Origin of the sequence: Arthrobacter glacialis, assembly GCF_002909415.1 — a bacterium.
Taxonomy (GTDB): domain Bacteria; phylum Actinomycetota; class Actinomycetes; order Actinomycetales; family Micrococcaceae; genus Specibacter; species Specibacter glacialis.
On sequence record NZ_PPXB01000024.1, the window covers coordinates 1 to 16,645 of the forward strand.

The following is a 16,645-nucleotide window of genomic DNA, read 5'->3' on the forward strand; positions in this document are numbered from 1 at the left end:
AGGACGACGCCGAGCATCGAACACTGGATGGACGGGTGACAGAAGTTCAATACCATCAGCTCGATCAGATGACAGCTGAACAAGCTGGTCTTGCACCCGGAACATCCGTCGAGGAGTTTCGCCGCGGACTTCGTTCTCACTATCCTGCGCTCTCCGATGAAGATGAGGTCGGCGTAGTCGCATTTGAAGTTGCCTGATTCGCCTTCACTTCTGAGCGGTAGCGCAACGACTTTGCCCGATACGGGAACCCTCTGCGGGACAGTCACGTGTAAGCGCCAACGTCGCCTTGCCCGATGATGTATCTGGAACACTGTCTACCTCGAAAGAGCCGCACATGCACTCGGCAGTCACGACCACGAAGCCCGTGAAGCTCTCCTTCAATACCTCTCACCACTGGGCTGGGAACACATCAACCTCACTGGCGACCACACCTGGCGCAACAACGCCATGCCCGGCACAGGCAAATTCAGACCCCTGAGTCACGGCAGACGGCCTTAGCGTACGATTTTCCGTTTTCTGCGGCGACCCCTTCTGCCGGGAGTTATTTCACGGTGAGGGTGCCTTTCATGTTGCCGTGGAAGTTGCAGTGGTAAGGGTAGGCCCCGGGTTCGGTGGGGGCGGTGAAGGTGGTGGTACCGACCTGGATATTGACGTCGAACGCGTTGGCGGTGTCAGCGGTGATGGTGTGCGCTTCGATGTCTTCGTTGGTGACGGTGATCTCGGCTCCGGGGCTCACGGTTTCCGTTCCCTGGTATTTGAAGCCCTTGATCAGTATTTTCTCCGGGGCCGCCGCGAGTGTTGTGCCCGGGCCGGAGGTTGAGGGAGAGGTGTCTGTGGTGGTGGAAGGAGGTGACTGGAATTGTTCCGCTGGTGTGGGCGAGGCTGTTGTGTCTGCCCCGGAGGTGCCGGGGTTTCCGCAGCCGGACAGGGCCAGCACTGCTATTGCTGCCGCAAGTCCGATCCTGCTACCGGTTCTGGTGTTTGCTTTCATGGGTGAACCTTTCATGGGCACCGAAAATGGGTGTCGGGTTGCGCATGGGGTCAGGGGTGTTCGATCCAGCAGGCGAGGATGGTGGAGGAGAGCTGGTAGGCAAGGGCGTTCCTGGTGATGTTCTCCGGTCCAATGGTTGCGGGCAGGTCTGTGGCGTCCACGTGCAGGACGAAAGCATCTTTTTGGAACACCGCTGATCCGTCGTCGGTTTCGTAGGCCGGGAAGCCGAGGTTCGTGAGGCCTTCGATGGGTGTGGCGTCTTTGGCCAGGGCCTGCATCGCGTTGAAGTAGGTTAGGGCGGACGCCTTGTCGACGGCCTCATGGACTGAGATTGTCAGTGCGCCCTCGTTCAAGTGGTAGGTGCAGGTGAAGGTATTGTTGGCCCAGTCGTTGATGGTGTGCGGGTCCTCCTTCAGGTTCAGGATGGACGTGAGCCTGTCCATCGGCTGGTCCCCGCAGACCATCAGGGCAGCATCGCTGGGCCCGTCCTTGGTGGCACCGGGCGAGGACGTACCCCCGCCGTGATGCCCGCCGCCCTGGCTGTCAGTGTGCCCTGCTTCGGGTGACGCTGCGGACGGGGCCGTCGCCGAAACCGCTGACGGGGCGGAAACGGACCCGGTAGCTGCGGCGCATCCGGAGAGCAGCATCGATGCTACGGCCAGGGCGGCCAGGGCCTGGTTTCGATTCTTCATTTCTTATCCATCCGTGCCCTCTCCTGCTTCTGCAGGCGAGAGCCGTTGTCAGGTTTTGAGTTTGGCGTAGATGACGTAGTTGTCGTCGAAGAGGCCTGTGGCGGGGTCGTAGCCGTCGCAGGTAACGAGCCGGAGTTCAGCGAATTTTGTGTTCCCGTAGACCTCAAGGGTGGGGAATTCGTTCTTGCTGTAGAGGGCTCCGCGGTCAACGATAAACACGGCGATGCTGCCGTCGGTTCGGGACACGTTGATTTCGTCGCCGTTTTTGAGCTTCCGGAGGTCCGCGAACACCCCGGTGTTCCCGCCGAAGGCGTTGACGTGACCGAGCATCACGGAGGGTCCCCGTTCACCGGGTGTGGGGGAGCCGTTGTACCAGCTGGCGGGTGCGCCGTCACCGGTGTCTTCCGGTACTTCTAGGGAGCCGTTCTCCCGCAGCCCTAAGTGGAGAAGGTCCGTCCGAACCCCGATTGAGGCAATGGTCAGGGTGACGGGTGCCGACGCGTTCATCACCGGCGAAAGCTGTTGTGCGGGCGGGGACGCCACGGCGGCAACGGGCGGCGGGGTGGCTGTAGCAGGTGTCGGAGCCGCGGACATGCCGGGTGATACCGGAGATGAGGCGGAAGCGGAAGTTGGGGAGCTGTCGTCGGGCGTTCCGTTGTTTCCTGCGCCGCAGCCTGCCACGGTGAGCAGGAGCAGAATCCCGGCCACCGCAGAGGCCAGGGGGCCTCTGCGGTGGCCGGGATTCATGAGTGTCACAGTGATGGGTCCAGTCAGCCCTTGCTTAGGCTGCTGATTCGCTGCTGCGGCGGCGGCGGATGACGTAAGCTCCGCCGGCGAGGGCGATCAGAGCCAAACCACCGCCGATAGCGAGGGCTCCGGTGTCGGTGCCGGATTCGGCGGTCACGCCGGTGTCAGCGCCGCCTGCCGGCATCTTCATCTGGCCGGCCTGCAAGGTCCCGCACAAGGCGGGGGAAGTGGCGGCAAGTGGAAGGGTCGGTGCAAGGTCGCTCTTGGCGGCCTGACCTGCCGCGCTGAGCGTGGCGGGGTCAAGGCCGTGGACGACGACCACGGCGGTGCCCGCTTTCAGGGCCGCCTGGGTTTCGGGGTTCAGTTCGAACGTGCGGTCAACGGTGTACGCGGCGCCCTGGCCACCAACCTTGAGGTCAAGGCCTGCTGCGGGGCTGGTGTCGCCGCTGGTGGACAGGGTGGTGACGATGGGGCCATAGAACGGGTCACCTTCAGTGGTGGAGATGACCTGGTCGCCGTCCTTGTCGGCCGAAGGGTCCGGGCAGGTGCCTTGCTTGCCGCCGTGGATGTGCTGGACGTGCGGGTACGGGGCGTCCATGAACGTCGCCGGCATACCCGAAACTTTCAGAACAACGTGGGCCTGGTTGCCCGTGACATCAACTGTGATGGTGCCGGCGCCTGCGCTGCCGTTGAGCTGGCCCAAGGTCGACTGGTAAGACTGATCCGCTGCCATCGCGGGGGAACCGGAAAGGGCCAGAGCGGCCAAAGCGAAGGTGGAAACAGCCATAAAGCGAAGTGTCTTTTTCATCGAAAAATCTCCTCATACCCATTCGTGTGATGTTGGCTCGCCGGGGATGGGATCCCGGTACTTCGAGACGCTACCAGAAAAGGATGGGTAAGAACGTGAATTGCGCCACATGATTCAGGTAGGCCAGAGAGGCGTGGGTGTTCAGGTGGCCGTGATCTGTCTGGTTCAATTAGTCGAGGCGCCACGGCGGCCCCGAGTAGCCGTCCCCGATCCCGACTGGTTCTTGCGCAGCAGGGCGTAACCGGCCACCGCCAGGGCCCCGGCGACCGCTTCAGCGACTGCCGATATAACCTTGGCCGCGTACCAAACCGGCTCATACATTGAGGGCAGCGGCCCAATAGCCGGGACCTGGACATACCGGTACAGGATGACCGCGACCAGAGACGACAACGCAACTACGGCGGCGGCCGCGAAAGCGGTGCGCGAGCCCGTGACTAGTACGAACACCGAGGCCAGGACCGCGGCTCCGGCCTGGATCAGAAACAAGGTGCCTTGCCCGAGTCCGCCCGGGGCACCCTGCTGGTAGCCCGGGGCGAGCTGGACATGGATCACGGCACTGACCACCAGGCCCGCCGCGACACCGACACGCAGCACCCACAGAAACCGTAGATGCGATTCTAGTTCCGGCCGGCTCATTTCTCGGGTCATTTCACGACCAGCGTCCCGTTCATCTGCGGATGGAAGCTGCAAATAATTTTGTACTCACCCGGGGCATCCGGGGCCTGGAAGGTCACCGTTGCCCCGCCCGGGACCTCAATGTCGAATCCGCCCTTGTCCTTAACAGTCAGCGTGTGCGGGGCGATGTCAGCGTTCGTTACCGTCACCATCGCCGTCGGCTTAACCGACTCCGGAACCTCATAGGCGAAGTCCAGAATCGTGATATCCGCCTCACCAGCCTGCGCCGATCCGTCAGCCGACGGGGCAGCGGAGCTGGCCGCGGGCGGCGGGGTGAAAGAGTCCCCTTCCTGAGCTGCGCAGCCGGCGATGGCCGCCAACGATACGATTCCAGCTAGGGCCAGAATACGGTTGATCGCTCTCATGACAATCCCCTTCAATAAGGAATGTTGTCCCGCACCCGCCAGATGGCGCGCCCATCAGGAAACAACCCCCTCACGCGCTATTCATCTCACCTGCGCTCAAGGACTGCCCGCCGGGGACTAGCGGAATAACCAACCCAATTGGCTCCATGATGTCCGAAGGAAGTCGTCTGGTCAAGACTAAATGTGTGGCGTAACACAGTTGATACGTGATCCGGGGTTTGTTTGGGTTCTGAGCGCCATGTCGGTGATCGTTTCAGCCTCCTTCGTGGCTGGGGTGCCGACGGTCTGGGATTGTAGGATGAGGGAGTTCCTGTCGGGGAAGATCCCGTCCACGTCTGTCCGACTTCCAAGCTCGCGATTGAGGCGTTCATTGGCCCGGTACTCCTAGAGCTGTCCCTACCCGACAAGTAGCTGGTCTGATACCTAGACCGGGGTTGCGTGAGTGGTTAGTTTTGGGTGTTGATCCAGTGTTGGGCTCCGAGTTCTGCGATCCGTCGGTAGAGGGTTGCTCTGGACATGCCAAGGTCCCGGGCAACATGGGTTGCTGGCTGGCCGGCGTTGATGAGGCGTAGAGCGTTTTCGATTTTGCTGTTGGTGAAGCGTGCCCGTCGCCCGCCGAGGTCTTTGCCGGCGGCGCGGCGTTTGGATACTGAATCGGTGATGCGTTCGTGTTTGATGTCGAGTTCCATTTGTGCCAGGGCGGACATGACCGTGAAGACCATTGAGCCCATGGGGGTGCCGGTATCGACGTCGCCGCCGCCCAGGCGCAGTATCCGCAGCCCGATTCCTCGCTGCCGCAGCGCTTTGGCAAGGCCTAGCATGTTGGTGGTTGAGCGGCCGAGTCCGTCCAGGGTGGTGATGACGAGGGTGTCGCCGTCATGGAGAGCTTCCGGGGCCTTTTCGAATCCGGGTCGGCTGTTCCTGGCTCCGCTTACTCCGTGGTCGGCGTAGAGGTCATCGTGGCGGACTCCGGCGCCGAGCAGATCGGTGGTTTGCCGATCGGTGTCTTGTGTCCTGGTCGATACTCGTGCATACCCGACGAGCTTGCCCTTTTCCTTCTCCAAGTGTCTTGCAACAGTGGTTGCCTACTGCAATTCCAACTGTTGCTCGTGGTGTCATTTTCAGTACTCGCCTGCACAACCCCGGAAACAAGCGGCCCGCTTTGCAGACGAGTACTGAAAATGACATGTTTCTTTGGTGGTGGAGTCCCAGCGGGGGAGTGTCCCGGTTCCTTGGAACTGGGACACGGGTACTTCCGCAATGCATCTCCTTGGCCGTGTCCTTGAGCGTGTAGCCCTGCCCTTTCAAAGTGCGGGCCAGTTCGGCTGGGCGAGCGTCCGCGGTAGCCCTTGTGGCCGCGAGTTGGCCCTCTGCCTAGTGATAGGACTCGTTGGCGGCTTTGGCGTCCTCCGGCCATCCCTGGTTAGGGCGGGTCAGCGGTGCGGGTCCACAACAACCTGAACATCGTCTTCATAGAGGACATGCCCCGGGGCTGATGAACGAAGTTCTTCCCATGGCATCCCGTAGCGGTCCAGCAGGTTCAGGTAACCGGGAACCCTGGCCAGCAGGTGCGTTGCGCTGATTTTGAACCATGCTTGGGCGTGCGGATTATGAGTTCGGTCGTAGACGGTGGGGTCTATATGGTTTGGGTCGGCATAGGTGTCGTCGTACCAGGCATTCGCGTCCTGCAACCATTGGTAGTCCTCAGCGTTGAGCTGGCCGTTTCTTGCCAGTCTGTTGGCCAAACCAAATATCCCGTCGTAGATCCCACGCTCATCCAGTTGGGTTGCCTGGTACCTGACAAATTTGGGAGTTGCATCCATGCCTTAATCCTTCATTCTTCCGTCCGATGTTCGAGCGCCCGGCCCTATCCACGAGAGTCTCTATATCCTGCTGGATTCGAGTCTATTCCAGCAGGAAAGGCGTGCACTCGCCTCTTGAAAATGACAGTGTTTCACGACCAAAGCAGTCTCACTGGTGGAGTGTCCCAGTTCCTTCGAACTGGGACGGATATATCACGAGGGGGCATCCGATCTGAGGCGGCGGGTTGTCGCTGGCGACTGGTAGCGTTTGTGTGCATTCGGCTTACCTTGGTGGCTCAACTGGAAGCCGGCGGCCGAAACCCTAGCGGGGCTTCAATTTGGGTATTCCCGGCACGGCGATGTTCTGAGGTGCCGATGATCAAAAGACAGGAATAGCATGACCATTTCGACAAAGCCCACGCTCTGGGCGATCACGGGTGCGGCAGGACAAGTAGGCCGCCATCTACGGACCACACTCGGTTCCCAGCTCGGCAATTTACTCCTGCTCGACATCATCGATCCGGGCCCGGTTCCTCCCAACGAAAAGAGCCTCATTGTCGATCTTCGTGATTTCAATACCGTTCACGCTGCGCTTGAGGGAGTCACAGGGATCATCCATTTGGGTGGAATCGCCGACGAGGCAGACTTCGCCGATCTCGTTTCGGCAAACATCCTTGGCACCCACCACGTGCTCGAAGCCGCCCGACAGCACTCGATTAGGCGTGTCGTCTATGCCAGCAGCAATCGGGCGACGGGCTTCTACCCTCGCGAGGGAACTATCAGTCCCGAGCAGCCATTCCGTCCTGACGGTCTCTACGGTGTAAGCAAGGCCGCAGCAGAAACACTGTGCCGTCTGTACTCGGATATATTTGGCCTGGAAATCGCCTGCCTGCGTATCGGTAGTTTCGAAGCCTCACCCAGCACACCCCGCGAGCTGAGCACGTGGCTCAGCCACGACGACTGCACCCGCGCATTCAATGCGGCACTCGCCGGGGACTACCAGTTCACCACGTACTACGCGGTGTCCCGGAATACCCGACGTTGGTGGGACCTGGAAGCGGGCACACGGATTGGCTTCCATCCTCAAGACGACGCGGAGAACTTCGCACCAGAGATCTCAGGAGAGCCCACAAGACCGCAAGGAGGAGCCTTCGCCTCTCCCGAATACACCCTCTCGCGCCAATACAATACGACCCCGAGTGCCGGGCAGTGATCGCTGCCCACCGGCTCGAGTACGTTCGAGCAGGCGGAAACAGAAGGGAAGCACTCACGGATGCTCCCCGCCCCTCAGCCAAAGGCAAGAACTAGTTTAATCCCTCGCAAAAAGGCCGCCAGGGCGGCTTGCTGTAGAACGACTTTAGGACCCGCCCACGGCAGGTGAATGCCGAGGCCGGGTATCCACGAATCATGAGACTTGCCACCCTTCCGGCAGTGTCCCACTTCCTTGGAAGTGGAACACGTCTCTCGTCATCTTCGGGTAGCTGAGAGTGGGTATCGTTCGTCTGGGTATCGTTCGTCGTTGGACGCAGTCGATACGCGATGGCGCGTTCGGGTCCGGTACTTAAAGACGACGGATGCCAGTTTCGCGACGTACCCAGTCCCGGGTGCTGACCGGTTGCGTCATCCTTTTACGTTGGTCTCAACTGACTGGAGGAACAGGGGGACCAAGGGGCTTTGGCTCTTGAGGAGCCATGCAGTTCCGACGCTCCAGACTGCGGATTCTAGGTCGATTGGGATAAGTTGGACCCCCTCCGGGACTATCGCTGAGGCGCTGGCGGGTACCAGTGACCAGCCTGCTCCTGCCGCGACCAGAGCTAATACTGTCAACAAGTCGGAGGTCTCGTACATCACGGTCGGGCTACATCCCAGATCGGTGAACAGTTCGTTGGTTTGAGCGGCCAGCCCTGGCCCCCTGTCCTTCAGCAGACGAATGAGCGGGCGGTCTTGGAGGCATTCTCGCAAACTACTCCGATCAGGTTCCGGAATTGCCTCACCGGAGGGGACAGCAAGGGCAAGCTGATCACGGCGAATCACTCTGGTGCCCATTTCAGGCGGGGCGGGGAGCCGAACAAAGCCAACGTGTACGGAACCTTCGCGGATGGCGGCGAACTGCACAGAGGAGGACATGTCTTCAAGCCTGATGTCCACCGCGGGGTGGCATTCCCGGAAGGCCGCTACGGAGCGGGGCGCAACGTCGATGGTGGACATCCCGAAGCCCACATTGAGTACACCTTCGGCGCCCATTGCCACGCGCTCCATACGCAAAGCCAGAGCGTCTGCCCTGCGCACCAGATCAGTCGAGTCTGCCAGTAGAGCCTCGCCGGCAGCGGTCAGCGATGCGCCGTGGCGCCCCCGGGTAAACAGCGTGTTTCCTGTCTGCCGTTCCAAAACCTGAATCTGCTTGGTGAGGGCGGGCTGGGTTGTCATCAGCGCTCTCGCCGCGGCTCCGAAGTTCCGGGTTTCGGCGACCGCTATAAATGAGCGCAACAGGCGGAGTTCCATGCTGCAACCCTATCGGAATTCTACTAAATTGCATTCCAGCATGGAATCGAAACCCACCAAAGTTTCAATAGACAGAATGCATGGGATTGGCAAGCATGGGAGAGGTTCAACACCCACCGAGGAGACATGATGTCCAACGATCCACAGTTAACCCTTCGCGCCTCAACCGTGCAGTTCGAAGCTGTCCCTGACCGACCGGACCTCAATCTGAAAGCCATTCGTCGGTTGGCGACCATGGCAGCAGAGGATGGAACGCAGCTGGTCGTTTTTCCGGAAATGTGCCTGATTGGCTACTGGCATCTTCGCAGGCAAACGACCCAGCGCTTGAAGGAGCTTGCCGAACCCGACGACGGTGCAAGCATCCGCGTGGTCAGCGGGCTCTCCCGTGAACTAGGTGTGGGCATCGGCGTCGGTTATTTGGAGGCCGGGAGAGACGGCCGGCTCTACAACTCGTATACGGTATGCCTTCCCGACGGATCCCAACATACACACCGAAAGATCCACGCCTTCGAACACGAGGCCATCGAATCCGGCTCACGGTTTACGGTCTTTGGCACTCCTTGGGGGGTCAAAATCGGAATCCTGATCTGTTGGGACAATAACCTCGTCGAAAACGCCCGCGCAACCGCGCTCCTGGGCGCGACAGTACTCCTGGCACCCCACCAAACCGGAGGCACCAACTCCCCGAGCCCGCGCGGAATGAAACCCATCCCTGACACCCTCTGGGAAAACCGCGCAGCAGATCCCGACGCGATCCAAGCAGCCATTCGCGGCCCACATGGCCGCGAATGGCTCATGCGGTGGCTACCAGCCCGCGCCCACGACAATGGAATCTTCATTCTCTTTAGCAACGGCGTAGGTCACGACGACAACGAGATCCGCACAGGCAATGCGATGATCATCGACCCCTACGGTTCGATCATCGCCGAAACCTGGGTCGCTGACGAAGCTATTGTTACCGCCGATCTCGATCTCGGCCTCATTCCCCTTTCAACCGGCAGACGGTGGATCCGAGGGCGCAGACCAGAGCTCTACGCCATCCTGAACCAAAAGCAGGGCAATGAGTTCGATGTCCGCGCCGCACGCTTCTCAGCAGACCCAGTCAAAATTCAGTAGGGACCTCGAACAACCATTCAGTAACTAGACAGCTGGCCCAGCCTCCGCCGCAGATGGGCCGCGCCAAAAGCGGTACCCACCGTCATTGGCGATCGGTGCGATGGAACACGACGCGCTACCGCTGCGGGCCGGACACGGAGCGCCTAAGAAGTTGCTCGGGATCTTGTGCAACTTTTGTGTGCGCCTCTAGGGCGCGTTGGTTTCTATGGGGAGATATTTGGTTGACCAGGTGCCGGGCCGGGCCGGGGTGCTGGTGCTGTCAGGGAACCCTATTTGTGGGTTGCCTGGTTGTGGTCGGGGAGTGGGATGCCAAGCCAATTGTCAGACTGTCCTTGAAGTGTCTGAACCGAAGTGGCCAACCGTCCCCCAATAGTGAAATGCACCCCGAAAGTTGGACTGAATAATTCAGTTCCATCACTTCCGGGGAGTTTTTCTTGCGTCCACAAAGTTCCTTGACCGCCGCTCAGCGGTTGGCCGCCCTTGATCTATTCGAGGAGGGATTCGGGTACTACGCTGTAGCCTCAAAACTGAACGTTAGCGCCAAGGCCACCCGGAGTCTTCGGGAACGATTCATGATTTGGGGTAGATCGACGTTGGAAAGTAAACCGACCAGACCGGTGTACAGCTTCGAGTTCAAACTCGCCCTTGTCCGTCAGTTCCTGAATGGTGAAGGAACCCAGTCTGAGCTCGCCCTCAAGCACCAGCTCAGTTCTCCAACGCTTGAGGTGTAGTACTGATGTGGGACAGTTCCTGAAAGGATTGTTCCTATGTCTTCTCGTCCAACGTATTCCGATGAGTTCAAAGCCGATGCCGTGGCCTTGGTTGATTCCTCCGGCCGCTCATTAGCGCTCGTGGCTGCTGAACTTGGTATCTCCCTGACCGCCCTCAAACGATGGGTGAAGCTCGCCCATGAAGTGCCAGGAAGTGCCGTTGTGAAGCCTGAGCAGCCGGTGGATGCCTCGAAATATAAGGCTTTGGAAGCCCGACTGCGGGAAGTGGAGCGGGAGAATGAGTTCTTGAAAAAAGTGTCGGCGTTCTTCGCCAAAGAACAACGGTAGATACCAGCTATCGTCTTGTTCAACAGGAGGAGAACGCCGGAGAGAAAGTATCCTGGATGTGCCGGCAACTAGGAGTCCCACGATCCTCGTACTACCGATGGAAAGACGCCGGAGCGACACCGACGAGCTTACGCCGACTGGAGCTGACCGATCAGGTCAAGACCGTCTTTGATTCTTCCGATGGGATCTTTGGCCACCGGATGGTGCATGCGAAACTATCCACCGCCGGGGTGGAGGTATCCGTGGGAACGGTGGCTACGATCATGGCCGAGAACGGGTGGCAGGCCAGGCGGATGCGGGCTTTCAAACGCACCACCACCCCCTGCGATCCGGACAAGGTTTTCAAGGACTTGATCGGCCGGGACTTCACCGCAGAAACGCCTGGTACCCGTCTGGTCGGTGACATCACGTACCTGCGCACCGGTGAAGGATGGCTGTACTTAGCCACCGTCATTGACCTGTGCACCCGCATGATCGTGGGCTGGGCCATGGCTGACCACATGCGCGCATCCTTGTGTGTCAGTGCCCTGGAAATGGCCAGAGATAGAGGCCATCTGAGGGCTAACGCAATTTTCCATTCCGACCATGGGACACAATATACGTCCCGTGAATTCGGTGCCTGGTGCGCAGGAAACAGTGTCCGCCAGTCCATGGGATTAGCCGGTGTTTGCTGGGACAACGCCGTGGCCGAGTCCGCCTTCTCGACCATCAAGAACGAGTTCCACCATCACTACAGCTTCCCGACCCGTCAGGAAGCCAGACGGGCCACCATGCACTACGTCGAGGCCTTCTACAACCGCTGGCGGCCCCACACCCATAATGGTGGCCTGCCGCCAGGTACAGCAATGGCCAACCACACCGCCCAAAACCAACAGCTACCCGCTGGTGCCTAACCCAAAAAAACGAAACGAGCTGTCCCAGATCCTTGACACACCACATACTATCGATACAGGGCGAGAACCAGGTGATCTGACTGCCGAGGCCACTCGAATGCACTACGGAAATCCATGAGACTAACGAACGCTCACAAACGATCGGTTCTGAGACGGTCCCGGGGGCCAGCGTGCGGGATTGTGTTGTGTGCGTAGGTCAGCTGTCGGCGGCGAAGGGTGCTTGCTGCATGTATTGATCGGTGGTGGCGCAGTCCAGCAGCAACGTCGCAAGCGCTGAACGGTGCAGCACGGTCTTACGCGGCGGGATGTGTGGGTCGACGATTGCCGGCATGCTGGTGTCGCCGTCGATGAGGCGGGGGACCCTCAGTAGCGTCCACGACGGTCACTGGCCTGCCATGCTTGGTATTCGCGTTCCCGGTCATCCGATGCCGCCCCGGCGAGGGTACGTGCCAAGACTCCGATGAACCGGTCGCGGGGCCCTTTGCGGTCGCCGGGGACATCGAGGCCTCCGACGCTGACACCGACGAACCTTTTCACGCCCGTGGCTGTCATGGCGTGGATGCTGTTCGTGGCGAGCAGGGTGTGCAGATCTACGGCGCGGCAGCGGGCACCAATCGGCGAGATCATCGCGTCGGCTCCTTCGAAGACGCGAATAAGTGCGTTTGGGTCGCCGATATCACCTTCGACTGTATCCACGTCCGAACGCCCCGGCATGCTGGGATTACGGGCAAGTGCGGTGATCTGGTGTCCGCGTGAGAGTGCTTCTGCCAAGACAAGGCTGCCGGTGCGACCGGTAGCTCCCAGAACCGCGATTTTCATGGATTCTCCTTTGTGGGCGCCGGTAAGGTCCAGATTTCGCGTTCCCGATGCGCGAACTCGGCGAAGCTGATCGGATCTCGGCCTAATACTTCGTGCACGGTATCGGTCAAGGCATCGGCCAATCCAAAACGAGCTGTGGTGTAGATGGCGGCCGTCACCCACACCATGCCCCACGGCATGCCAAGGGTTCGACGCGCGTGTCGGAGGTATCGGAGGATGCCGGGCCTGGCGTACCTGATGGGGCGGCCAAGCTCACGAGTCAGTATCCGTGCGATCTGTTCATAGGTCAGGGCTTCATGCCCGGTGACGGTCCAGGCGGTGTTGCGATGACCGGCGGGGTTCAGCAGCGCGGCGGCGGCTACGGCTCCGACGTCTTCCCCATCCACAAACGCTGTCGCTCCCCGGCCGGCCGGGATCAGGAGCTCATCGCGGTCGCGGATATCGGACAAATGTGTTGTGGAAAGATTCTGGTGGAAAAAGGAAGCCCTCACAAAGGTCCAGTCAACACCGGAAGTACGCAACCATGCTTCGATGGATGCGTGCGGGACGACCTTGTTCTTCTCCGCACCTTGCAGGGACAAAAACACCACCTGCTCGACGCCCTGGGCGCGGGCATATTCAAGGGCGGGAACGATTTGCTTCTTCGGCTTGCCCAACTGTGGTGGACGCAGCAGAAACATGCGCTTGACCCCAGCAAATGCCCCGGGCCACGTCGCCTCGTCGGTGAAGTCCATAGCGACGGCCTCAACCCGCAGCCCAAACATTCCCCTCACAGACTCCACCGTTCGACCCGCGGCCCGAACCCGCAGCCCCGCGGCCAACAACTGATCGACCACGACCCGGCCGATATTGCCCGTAGCCCCGGTCACCAGAATCAATTCCTCAACCATCAGAACTCCTTCTTTCACTGTTTCTGAGGTTACCAAGCCCGCACCCTGATAGTTCCCGATCCAATGGGGCATGTTCCGTCCTACTGAACGCACCCACCCAAAACGGTCATTTTTGCCCAGGTAACCATGAGCTCAATAACTGTCATTTTCCGAAGCCGACGGCACTGGTGCCCGGAGTCCTGGACACTGCTCTTAGGCATCCGCAGGCGGAACCTTTACCGGGCGCTACATTCCGTTGATTGTTTTTCATGGCAGGCCGGGTAGGTGTGGGGGGTAGATTCGAAGCATGACACCGATTCGCAGATCCGTTTACGGACTTTCACTGGGTGCTCTCGCGGCACTATTGACTGGATGTTCAATTGACCCACTGATCTGGGGAGGCGATGGCGCCCAGGTGATTCAAACGACCGAGAAGCTCGTGAGTGACTTAGCTTCGGGTGAAACGTCAGACATTGATTGCATGGATTCCGTAGCAGATCTCGGCACGCCCAGCGATTGGTCAGGGCTCTCGGCGGGTGAACCGGAAAAGTTTTCCCCGGAGTATTGGGACGACCAAGTGGCGCTCGACCCTCAGTGGAGCATCAACCTCGAAGGTCTCCCGGAGGGCGCAGTGCCCGGCACCGACTATCCGGGAAACGTCTTCTACCGTGAGACAGATGGTGGTCTATGTGTGATCGACGTAGCCTGGTCAACGCTCGTCTCAGTGAACTGACCAGCTAGGCGTATCAGCTGAACCTCATTCNCATCAGCTGAACCTCATTCCTTATGGGAAGGGCTACCGCTATTCCGTTGCCTTACTTGCTGATCCGGTGTCCCTTATAGACAACCCTCACTGGTGCGATCCGGGGATGCCCTGGGTTCGGGAAGTGTTGGCTGCATGCGGAGCCTGGGAAGCTGATGAATCCTTGGTCTGGATTTCTGTATCGCTCCGCTTAGGGTCTTACTGGCAGGCGCTGGCAGGGATCGGGTTGACTATGGCAGTTTGGTTGAGTTTAGACTTGGGCTGACTGCGCCGGGGGTGCCATGAGTTCGCGAGGAGTTTGTCTAGTTATCGAAGATGACTGGGACATTCGGGATTTGATCAGCGCTATTTTGACTCGATCGGGGTTCGAAGTCCATGCTGTCGCTTCGGGTGCAGAAGGTGTTGTAGCTGCAGGAAATCTGGATCCTGTGCTGGTGACTTTGGATATCGGGTTACCTGACATGAGTGGCCACGAAGTCGCACGCCAGATCCGGAGGGTATCCAAGGCCCCGTTGCTGTTCCTGATTGGCCGCGCGGGGACCGATGATGAGGTGGCCAGCATATCCTCAGGGGCGGCCGCGTACCTGACCAAACCCTTTCAACCCCAACAGTTACAGGAAACCGCTGACCAGCTATGTCCGGTGAATCGAGCCGTATGTTACGTATCGGACCCCAAGGGCTCCGAGCAGGGCCGATCGGGTGAAATGTTATGGCCCTCTGCGGTGGCCGAATTCGTCGAGTAATCCATGCGGGGGTCGTTCCCGACGCTACGAGCAGGTGAAGCGAAGAGAGCCGAACCAAGGTGTTGAAGTATTCAAAGTGGGTTGAATGACCCGAGTTCCGCGCTCTCCACTTCGTTGAAATCTTAACATCGATCTAACGCCCGGAGCCCATCCGTCGCCAACCCTCTACGTGACTGCTTCAGATCATGTCTGCTCGTTGGTAGGTGAAGACAAGGCAGACTGTCTTGAGCCAACGGGTGATGAAGCAAAGTGGCCAGGCGCCGTCATTGGTCGTAATGAAACGTAACAATCGTGCAGAGTGTATCGAACTGCTATGGATAACACCGTGGCTGGTGCAGTGGTTGAGGTTAAGGTTCGGCCAACAGGCACATAGGTGTCATCCTCGTGAGATTTTTTGTAGCTTGTTTTGTACCTTAGATTTTCTAAGTAGAAAAAAATAACAAAAAAGTACTTAGCGGACATTTGCCCGCCCGAGGAGAATTAAATCTTGCGATCACCGAAACAATCCGTCGGCAACAGTTACCTGAAGAAGGCTGGCGGTGCAGGGCTGGCCGCAGCCTTAGTTACCGGGGCTTTCATTATCATCCCGCAGGCTGCGTTCGCGGCTGCTGCTTTCCCTGACACAGGGATGTACGCCACTCAGTCGGGTGGTTCCAACATCGTCTCTGTTAATCTGGCCACGGGCACGACCTCACTTGTATTGCAAGTGCCAGGTGGAGTGACCGGGCTAAACCAAATTGGCCTCACCAACGACGGCAACAAGCTCCTGCTAACCAACGGCACCAGCATTTTCGAATACACGGCATCGACCGAGCTTTGGGAGACCACCGCCAGGGCAACCCCTGCGGTGCCCAACACCATGGGTGGAGTTAATCCCACCAACGGTATCTTCTACTTCGGCGGGCAAGCTGCTGGAGGCGGCAACAACTTCGTATTCAAGACATTCGACCCTGCAACGAACAAGCTTGCAACGACGACAATCCCCGTCACAGCGGACGCCCCTCCGGGCGGCAATGGTGACCTCGCATTCGACAGCCTCGGGAACATGTACTTCGTGGCCAGCAGTGCCGCGGCGGGTCAGATCTACCGTGTGGACGCAGGCCAACTGACCTCCGGTGGAGGAGCGGCTGTCAAAGTCGGCCCGCAAATCGCGACCGGTGTAGCGCTAAATTCCATGGCTTTTGCCAAAGATGGCTTCCTCTACGTCGCCGGCGGCGGAGCCAACGGCTTCCTCAGGGTCAACCCGGTCACCGGCCAGGTCCTTGAGAGAAAAACTCTTGACGTCGCCATCACCGACCTCGGCTCCCGGTCACTGCCGTTCACCGGTTCCGTCCAGGTTGAACTACCCGCGGAACGCATCAATGACACAGACCAGTTCACAGTTACTATCGGCGGTGGCGGAATCAGCACCGGCAACACAGTCACGACGACCGGCGACGATGAATCCAAGATTGTGGGCCCATTACTCATTCTTCCTGGTGAGACCTACACCGTCGAACAGACACCCGCCGGGACAACCAATCCAGCACTCTATGAGACTTCCTGGAAGTGCGTAGATCCTGCCACTGATGCAGTCATCGCCTCCGGCCCCGGCGCATCCGGGTCCTTTACCATTCCCAAAGGCGTGCAAAACGTCTCCTGCAGTTTCACCACGGCACCATACCCGGCCCCTAGTGCTGTGAAGGATGAGTCGCTGAATAATGTTCAGGGTTCTGCTGTGAAGGTTCCTGTGTTGGGTAATGACAAGGGCGACCTTGATCCGACCACGGTGAAGCTCTTTGACGGTGACGGTAAGCCGGTTT

Annotated in this window: 17 protein-coding genes and 3 pseudogenes; 9 read left to right on the plus strand and 11 right to left on the minus strand. The window is 59.4% G+C overall.

Features of this window, described 5'->3' with window-relative positions:
• Together CVS28_RS19540 and CVS28_RS19145 are read left to right on the plus strand one after the other, a co-directional pair.
• Window positions 1–197: ASCH domain-containing protein (locus tag CVS28_RS19540; RefSeq protein WP_133159162.1), on the plus strand; the 197-nt coding region annotated here is incomplete at its 5' end.
• Between the two features lie 103 nt (window positions 198–300).
• Window positions 301–498 (plus strand): annotated as a pseudogene (locus CVS28_RS19145) (Tn3 family transposase); the annotation flags it as partial.
• A 43-nt stretch (window positions 499–541) separates the two neighbouring features.
• Here the strand turns inward: CVS28_RS19145 and CVS28_RS19150 are convergent.
• The 8 genes from CVS28_RS19150 to CVS28_RS19185 form a co-directional block, all read right to left on the minus strand.
• Window positions 542–991: a cupredoxin domain-containing protein gene (locus CVS28_RS19150; RefSeq protein ID WP_103465921.1), complete on the minus strand. Its 450-nt coding sequence runs from the start codon at window positions 989–991 to the stop codon at window positions 542–544.
• 50 nt (window positions 992–1,041) lie between these two features.
• The gene (locus CVS28_RS19155) at window positions 1,042–1,683 is read right to left on the minus strand and encodes a hypothetical protein (RefSeq protein WP_103482498.1); all 642 of its coding nucleotides are present in this window, start codon (window positions 1,681–1,683) and stop codon (window positions 1,042–1,044) included.
• Between the two features lie 48 nt (window positions 1,684–1,731).
• Window positions 1,732–2,430: a sortase domain-containing protein gene (locus CVS28_RS19160; protein WP_103466018.1), complete on the minus strand. Its 699-nt coding sequence runs from the start codon at window positions 2,428–2,430 to the stop codon at window positions 1,732–1,734.
• A gap of 34 nt (window positions 2,431–2,464) precedes the next feature.
• Entirely contained in the window at window positions 2,465–3,238 is a 774-nt protein-coding gene (locus CVS28_RS19165; RefSeq protein ID WP_165788216.1) for a CHRD domain-containing protein, read from the minus strand.
• 165 nt (window positions 3,239–3,403) lie between these two features.
• Window positions 3,404–3,874 carry a hypothetical protein gene (locus CVS28_RS19170; RefSeq protein WP_103465919.1) on the minus strand — a complete coding sequence of 157 codons (471 nt, stop codon included), beginning with the start codon at window positions 3,872–3,874 and terminating at the stop codon, window positions 3,404–3,406.
• A gap of 8 nt (window positions 3,875–3,882) precedes the next feature.
• The gene (locus CVS28_RS19175; RefSeq protein ID WP_103465918.1) at window positions 3,883–4,278 is read right to left on the minus strand and encodes a cupredoxin domain-containing protein; all 396 of its coding nucleotides are present in this window, start codon (window positions 4,276–4,278) and stop codon (window positions 3,883–3,885) included.
• A 446-nt stretch (window positions 4,279–4,724) separates the two neighbouring features.
• On the minus strand, window positions 4,725–5,342 hold the full coding sequence (locus CVS28_RS19180; RefSeq protein WP_103482499.1) for a recombinase family protein: 618 nt from the start codon (window positions 5,340–5,342) through the stop codon (window positions 4,725–4,727).
• Window positions 5,343–5,711: 369 nt separating this feature from the next.
• Window positions 5,712–6,101 (minus strand): hypothetical protein, encoded by a 390-nt coding sequence (locus CVS28_RS19185; RefSeq protein ID WP_103482500.1) that lies wholly within the window; start codon window positions 6,099–6,101, stop codon window positions 5,712–5,714.
• A 376-nt stretch (window positions 6,102–6,477) separates the two neighbouring features.
• Between CVS28_RS19185 and CVS28_RS19190 the strand changes: the two genes are divergently transcribed.
• The gene (locus CVS28_RS19190; protein WP_103482501.1) at window positions 6,478–7,293 is read left to right on the plus strand and encodes an NAD-dependent epimerase/dehydratase family protein; all 816 of its coding nucleotides are present in this window, start codon (window positions 6,478–6,480) and stop codon (window positions 7,291–7,293) included.
• Between the two features lie 407 nt (window positions 7,294–7,700).
• Here the strand turns inward: CVS28_RS19190 and CVS28_RS19195 are convergent, their stop codons facing one another.
• The gene (locus CVS28_RS19195) at window positions 7,701–8,582 is read right to left on the minus strand and encodes a LysR family transcriptional regulator (protein ID WP_103465915.1); all 882 of its coding nucleotides are present in this window, start codon (window positions 8,580–8,582) and stop codon (window positions 7,701–7,703) included.
• 126 nt (window positions 8,583–8,708) lie between these two features.
• Here CVS28_RS19195 and CVS28_RS19200 point away from each other — a divergent pair, with 126 nt between their 5' ends.
• The 3 genes and pseudogenes from CVS28_RS19200 to CVS28_RS19215 form a co-directional block, all read left to right on the plus strand.
• Window positions 8,709–9,698 (plus strand): nitrilase family protein, encoded by a 990-nt coding sequence (locus tag CVS28_RS19200; RefSeq protein ID WP_243399982.1) that lies wholly within the window; start codon window positions 8,709–8,711, stop codon window positions 9,696–9,698.
• Window positions 9,699–10,465: 767 nt separating this feature from the next.
• The gene (locus tag CVS28_RS19210; RefSeq protein ID WP_103465912.1) at window positions 10,466–10,756 is read left to right on the plus strand and encodes a transposase; all 291 of its coding nucleotides are present in this window, start codon (window positions 10,466–10,468) and stop codon (window positions 10,754–10,756) included.
• A 17-nt stretch (window positions 10,757–10,773) separates the two neighbouring features.
• Window positions 10,774–11,649 (plus strand): annotated as a pseudogene (locus CVS28_RS19215) (IS3 family transposase); the annotation flags it as partial.
• A 471-nt stretch (window positions 11,650–12,120) separates the two neighbouring features.
• Here CVS28_RS19215 and CVS28_RS19220 read toward each other — a convergent pair.
• Window positions 12,121–12,468 (minus strand): annotated as a pseudogene (locus CVS28_RS19220) (NAD(P)-dependent oxidoreductase); the annotation flags it as partial.
• A complete protein-coding gene (locus tag CVS28_RS19225; protein WP_165788217.1) occupies window positions 12,465–13,358 on the minus strand; it encodes an NmrA family NAD(P)-binding protein in 894 nt (297 codons plus the stop codon). The gene CVS28_RS19225 and the pseudogene CVS28_RS19220, both read right to left, overlap by 4 nt.
• 460 nt (window positions 13,359–13,818) lie before the next feature.
• Between CVS28_RS19225 and CVS28_RS20265 the strand changes: the two genes are divergently transcribed.
• From CVS28_RS20265 to CVS28_RS19240, 3 genes are all read left to right on the plus strand, one after another.
• Complete coding sequence (locus tag CVS28_RS20265) at window positions 13,819–14,070, plus strand: hypothetical protein (RefSeq protein WP_243399983.1); 252 nt, start codon at window positions 13,819–13,821, stop codon at window positions 14,068–14,070.
• Between the two features lie 311 nt (window positions 14,071–14,381).
• Entirely contained in the window at window positions 14,382–14,843 is a 462-nt protein-coding gene (locus tag CVS28_RS19235; protein WP_103482507.1) for a response regulator transcription factor, read from the plus strand.
• A 487-nt stretch (window positions 14,844–15,330) separates the two neighbouring features.
• Window positions 15,331–16,645, plus strand: a 1,315-nt coding sequence (locus tag CVS28_RS19240) for an NHL repeat-containing protein (protein ID WP_133159210.1), incomplete at its 3' end; no start/stop codon positions are given.